Origin of the sequence: Micromonospora sp. NPDC048868, from assembly GCF_043198195.1 — a bacterium.
In the GTDB taxonomy this organism is placed as follows: Bacteria; Actinomycetota; Actinomycetes; order Mycobacteriales; family Micromonosporaceae; genus Micromonospora; species Micromonospora reichwaldensis.
This window is the reverse complement of sequence record NZ_JBICUN010000011.1, coordinates 228,592-233,725: the sequence shown is the minus strand read 5'-3', so window position 1 is coordinate 233,725 and position 5,134 is coordinate 228,592. Positions and strand designations below refer to the sequence as shown.

The following is a 5,134-nucleotide window of genomic DNA, read 5'->3' as shown; positions in this document are numbered from 1 at the left end:
CCGTTGTCCCCAGTACGGAGCTCATGATGTCTACGTCCGCAGACAAGGTCGTCGAGGCGCTTCGCGCCTCGCTCAAGGAGACGGGCCGCCTCCGTCAGCTCAACCAGCAGCTGACCGCTGCCGCCCGGGAGCCCATCGCGATCGTCGCGATGTCCTGCCGCTACCCGGGCGGTGTGGCCAGCCCCGAGCAGCTCTGGGACCTGGTGGCCTCCGGCAGCGACGCCATCGGCGGTTTCCCGACCGACCGGGGCTGGGACCTGGCCAACCTGTACGACCCGGACGCCGACCGGGCCGGCCACTCCACCACCCGGGAGGGCGGCTTCCTCTACGACGCGGCCGACTTCGACGCCGAGTTCTTCGGCATCTCGCCCCGCGAGGCCGTGGCGATGGACCCGCAGCAGCGGCTGCTGCTGGAGACGTCGTGGGAGGCGTTCGAGCAGGCCCGGATCGCACCCGCGTCCATGCGTGGGCAGAAGGTCGGCGTCTTCGTCGGGACCGCCGCCAACGGCTACGGCGTGGGCCCGCAGACCGAGGTCGAGGGCACCGACGAGGGCTACCTGCTGACCGGCACGGCCACCAGCATCGTCTCGGGACGGATCGCGTACGCCCTCGGCCTGGAGGGCCCCGCCGTCACGGTCGACACCGCCTGCTCGTCGTCGCTTGTCGCCCTGCACCTGGCCTGCCAGGCGCTGCGGCAGGGCGACTTCGACCTGGCCCTGGCCGGCGGCGTCTGCGTGATGGCCACCCCCGCCCCGTTCGTGGGCTTCTCCCGGCAGCGGGGGCTCGCCCCCGACGGCCGGTGCAAGTCGTTCGCCGCCGCCGCCGACGGCACCGGCTGGTCCGAGGGCGTCGGCATCCTGCTGGTGGAGCGGCTGTCGGACGCCCAGCGCAAGGGGCACCCCGTCCTCGCCGTGATCGCCGGCAGCGCCGTCAACCAGGACGGCGCGTCCAACGGCCTCACCGCCCCCAACGGGCCCGCCCAGCAGCGGGTGATCCGGCAGGCCCTCGCGAACGCCCGGCTGACCACGGCCGACGTGGACGCCGTCGAGGCGCACGGCACCGGCACCGTGCTCGGCGACCCGATCGAGGCGCAGGCGCTGCTGGCCACGTACGGGCGGGACCGGCCCGCCGACCGGCCGCTGCTGCTCGGCTCGATCAAGTCGAACATCGGTCACAGCCAGTCCGCCGCGGGCGTGGCCGGCGTGATCAAGATGGTGATGGCGATGCGGCACGGGCTCGTGCCGTCCACCCTGCACGTCGACGAGCCGACGCCGAAGGTGGACTGGTCGGCCGGCGAGGTGTCGCTGGTGACCGAGGCGACGCCGTGGCCGGTGACCGACCGTCCCCGCCGGGCGGCCGTCTCGTCGTTCGGCATCTCCGGCACGAACGCGCACACCATCCTGGAGGAGCCGCCCGCCGCCGACGCCGCGGCCCCCGCCGACGCCGTCCCGGCCCCCGCCCTGCCGGCGGTGCCCGTGCTGCTGTCCGCCCGGTCGGAGGCCGCGCTGAGGGCGCAGGCGGGCCGCTGGGCCCGGTGGCTGGACGACGACGCGGCCCTCCGGCCGGTGGACGTCGGCTGGTCGTCGGTGGTGTCGCGCTCCGCGCTGGAGCACCGCGCGGTCCTCACCGCCACCGACCGCGAGGACCTGCTGGCCGGGCTGCGCGCCCTCGCCGCCGGCCAGCCGTCCGGCGCGGTGGTCGCCGCTCAGGCCGCCGACCGGGGCCCGCTCGCGGTGCTCTTCTCCGGCCAGGGCGCGCAGCGCGCCGGCATGGGCCGGGAGCTGTACGCCGAGTTCCCCGTGTTCGCCGCCGCCCTCGACGAGGTGTGCGTGTACCTGGACGCGCTGCTGCCGCGCCCGCTGAAGGACGTGCTGTTCGCTCCCGAGGGTTCCGTCGAGGCGGAGCTGCTGGACCAGACCGCGTTCACCCAGGCCGGTCTGTTCGCCGTCGAGGTGGCGCTGTTCCGGCTCGTCGGCTCGTACGGCGTGGTGCCGGACTTCGTGGGCGGCCACTCCATCGGCGAGATCGCCGCCGCGCACGTGGCCGGGGTGCTGTCCCTGGCGGACGCGGCGGCGCTGGTGGCGGCGCGGGGCCGGTTGATGCAGGCGCTGCCGGTCGGCGGTGGGATGCTGGCCGTCGCGGCCGCCGAGGTCGACGTCCTCGCCACGCTGGACGGCCTGGCCGACGTGGGGATCGCGGCGGTCAACGGGCCGACCTCGGTGGTCGTCTCCGGCGCCGTCGCGGCCCTGGACGAGGTGGAGCGGCTCTGGAAGGACCGGGGCGCGCGTACGCGCCGGCTCACGGTCAGCCACGCGTTCCACAGCCCGCTGATGGAGCCGATGCTCGCCGAGTTCCGGGCCGTCCTGGCCGGGCTGGAGTTCTCCGCGCCGGCGCTGCCGATCGTGTCGAACGTGACCGGGGCGCTCGCCGACGCCGACGAGATCCGCACCGTCGACTACTGGGTGCGCCACGTGCGGGAGGCCGTCCGCTTCGCCGACGGGGTCGCCGCGCTGCGCGCCGCCGGCGTGGACGCGTTCCTGGAGATCGGCCCGCGCAGCGTACTGACCGCGATGACCCGGGACGTGCTGAGCGGGCAGGAGCCGGCGGACGCCGACGACGACACCCCGGTCATCGCCGTGCCCGTCCTGCGCGCCGACCGCCCCGAGGCGCGGGCCCTGCTCGCCGCCCTCGCCGAGCTGCACGTCAACGGGGCGCCCGTCGACTGGCCGGCCCTCTACGCCGGCGCCGGCGCGACCCCGGTCGCCCTGCCCACGTACGCCTTCCAGCGGCAGCGCTACTGGCCCGAGCAGATGCCGGTCTCGGTCACCGGCCCGGTCAGCCCGGACGTGGTGGACGTCGAGTTCTGGTCGGCGGTGGAACGCTCCGACGTGGCGGCCCTCGCCGCGCAGTTCGGCGACGACGGGGCGGACGTCCTGGCCCCGGCCCTGCCGGTCCTGTCGTCCTGGCGCAAGGCGCGGCTGCGCGACGCGGTCGTCGACGGCTGGTCGTACCGGGTGGTGTGGAAGCGGACCGCCGCCCCCGCCCCGGTCAGCCCGTCCGGCCGCTGGCTGCTTGTCGAACCGGCCGGCGACGCCCCCACGACGGAATGGGCCGAGGCGCTCGCGGGGGCGCTGACCGCCGCCGGCGGCGAGGTGTCCCGGCTGGCGGTGGATCCGACGGCGGAGCACGACCAGGTGACGGCGCGGGTGGCCGAGGCCGTGGGGGACACCCCGTTCACCGGGATCGTCTCCCTGCTGGGCCTGCTGGACCGACCGCACCCCGGCCAGCCGGCGGTGCCGCTCGGCACGGCCGCCACGATGACGCTGGTGCAGGCCCTGCACGCCGCCGACGTCGCCGCGCCGCTGTGGACGGTGACCCGGGGCGCGGTCGGCACCGGGGACGCCGACCCGGTCCGCAGCGTCGCCCAGGGCGGCCTGTGGGGCCTGGCCCGGGTCGCCGGGCTGGAACACCCGCAGCTCTGGGGCGGCCTCGTCGACCTGCCGGACGGGCCCGACCGGAGCGACTGGGACCACCTGGTGGGCGTCCTGACCGGCGGCGGTCCCGAGGACCAGGTCGCCGTACGGCCCGCGGGCGTCTTCGTGCGCCGACTGGTGCGCGCCACACCGGCGGCCGTGGGCACGGTCGAGCGCTGGCAGCCGTCGGGCACCGTGCTGATCACCGGCGGCACCGGGGCGCTCGGCGCCCACGTGGCCCGCTGGGCGGCGGCCAACGGCGCGGCGCACGTCGTGCTGACCAGCCGCCGGGGCGACCGCGCCCCGGGAGCGGCGGAGCTGCGCGACGAGCTGACCGGGCTCGGCGCCCGGGTGACCCTCGTCGCCGCCGACATGGCCGACCGCGCCCGGGTCGAGGCGCTGCTGCGCGACGTCGACGCCGACCCGGCGCCGCTGACGGCGGTGGTGCACGCCGCCGGGGTGGGCCAGCTGAACATGCTTGCCGACACCGACCTCGCCGGGCTGGCCGGGGTGCTGGACGGCAAGATCGCCGGTGCGGTGCACCTGGACGAGCTGCTGGGCGACCGGCCGCTCGACGCGTTCGTGCTCTTCTCCTCCATCGCCGGCATCTGGGGCAGCGGCGGACAGGCCGCGTACGCCGCCGGCAACGCCTTCCTCGACGCGCTCGCCGAGCGGCGCCGCGCCCGCGGCCTGGCCGCCACCGCCGTGGCCTGGGGACCCTGGGCCGAGGGCGGCATGGCCAGCGGCGAGGGCCAGGAACTGCTGGCCCGGCGCGGCCTCAGCCCCATGTCGCCGGCCCAGGCCGTGTACGCGCTGCGCAGCGCCGTCGGCCGGGCCGTGCCGTCGGTGACCGTGGCGGACGTCGACTGGTCCCTGTTCACCCCGGCGTTCGCCGCCGCCCGCGCCCGTCCCCTGCTCGACGACATCGCCGAGGCGCGCGACGCCCTGCGCGTCGTCGACGCCGAACCGGAGGACACCGCCGGCGGCGGGCTGCGGCAGCACCTGCTGACGCTGCCCCGCGCCGAGCAGGACCGCTACCTGACCGACCTCGTACGCACGCACACCGCCGCCGTGCTCGGCCACTCCGGCACCGAGCTGGTCAAGGCGAACCGGGCGTTCAAGGAGCTGGGCTTCGACTCGCTGACCGCCGTCGAGCTGCGCAACCGGCTCGGCGCCGCCACCGGGCTCACCCTGCCCACCACCCTGGTCTTCGACTACCCGAACCCGGCCGCCCTCGCCGACCACCTGTCGGCGACGCTGCGCCTGCACGAGGTCGACACCGTCACCACCTGGGGTCCCGCCGGGCCGGTGGACGACGACCCGATCGTCATCGTCGGCATGAGCTGCCGGTACCCGGGCGGCGTGGCCAACCCGGACGACCTGTGGGACCTGGTCGCCACCGGCCGCGACGGCATCAGCGGCTTCCCCGACGACCGGAACTGGGACATGGGCCGGCTGCTGGCCGTCGACGCCGACGGCCGACCCGTGTCGCACACCCGCGAGGGCGGCTTCGTCGACGGCGCCACCACGTTCGACCCCGGCTTCTTCGGCATCTCGCCGCGCGAGGCGGTCGCCATGGACCCGCAGCAGCGCCTGCTGCTGGAGGCGTCCTGGGAGGCCGTCGAGCAGGCCGGCATCGACCCGGACGAGCTGCGCGGCAG

At 76.3% G+C, this 5,134-nt stretch carries 1 protein-coding gene (cut by a window edge); it reads left to right on the top strand.

The annotated features are described in order from the left end of the window. Nucleotides 1-26 precede the first annotated feature (26 nt). Nucleotides 27-5,134 carry the start of a type I polyketide synthase gene (locus ACGFNF_RS19355; RefSeq protein WP_393169502.1) on the top strand. Its footprint extends 24,727 nt past the window's final position, so only the first 5,108 of its 29,835 coding nucleotides appear in the window; the start codon lies at nt 27-29; its stop codon lies beyond the right edge, outside the window.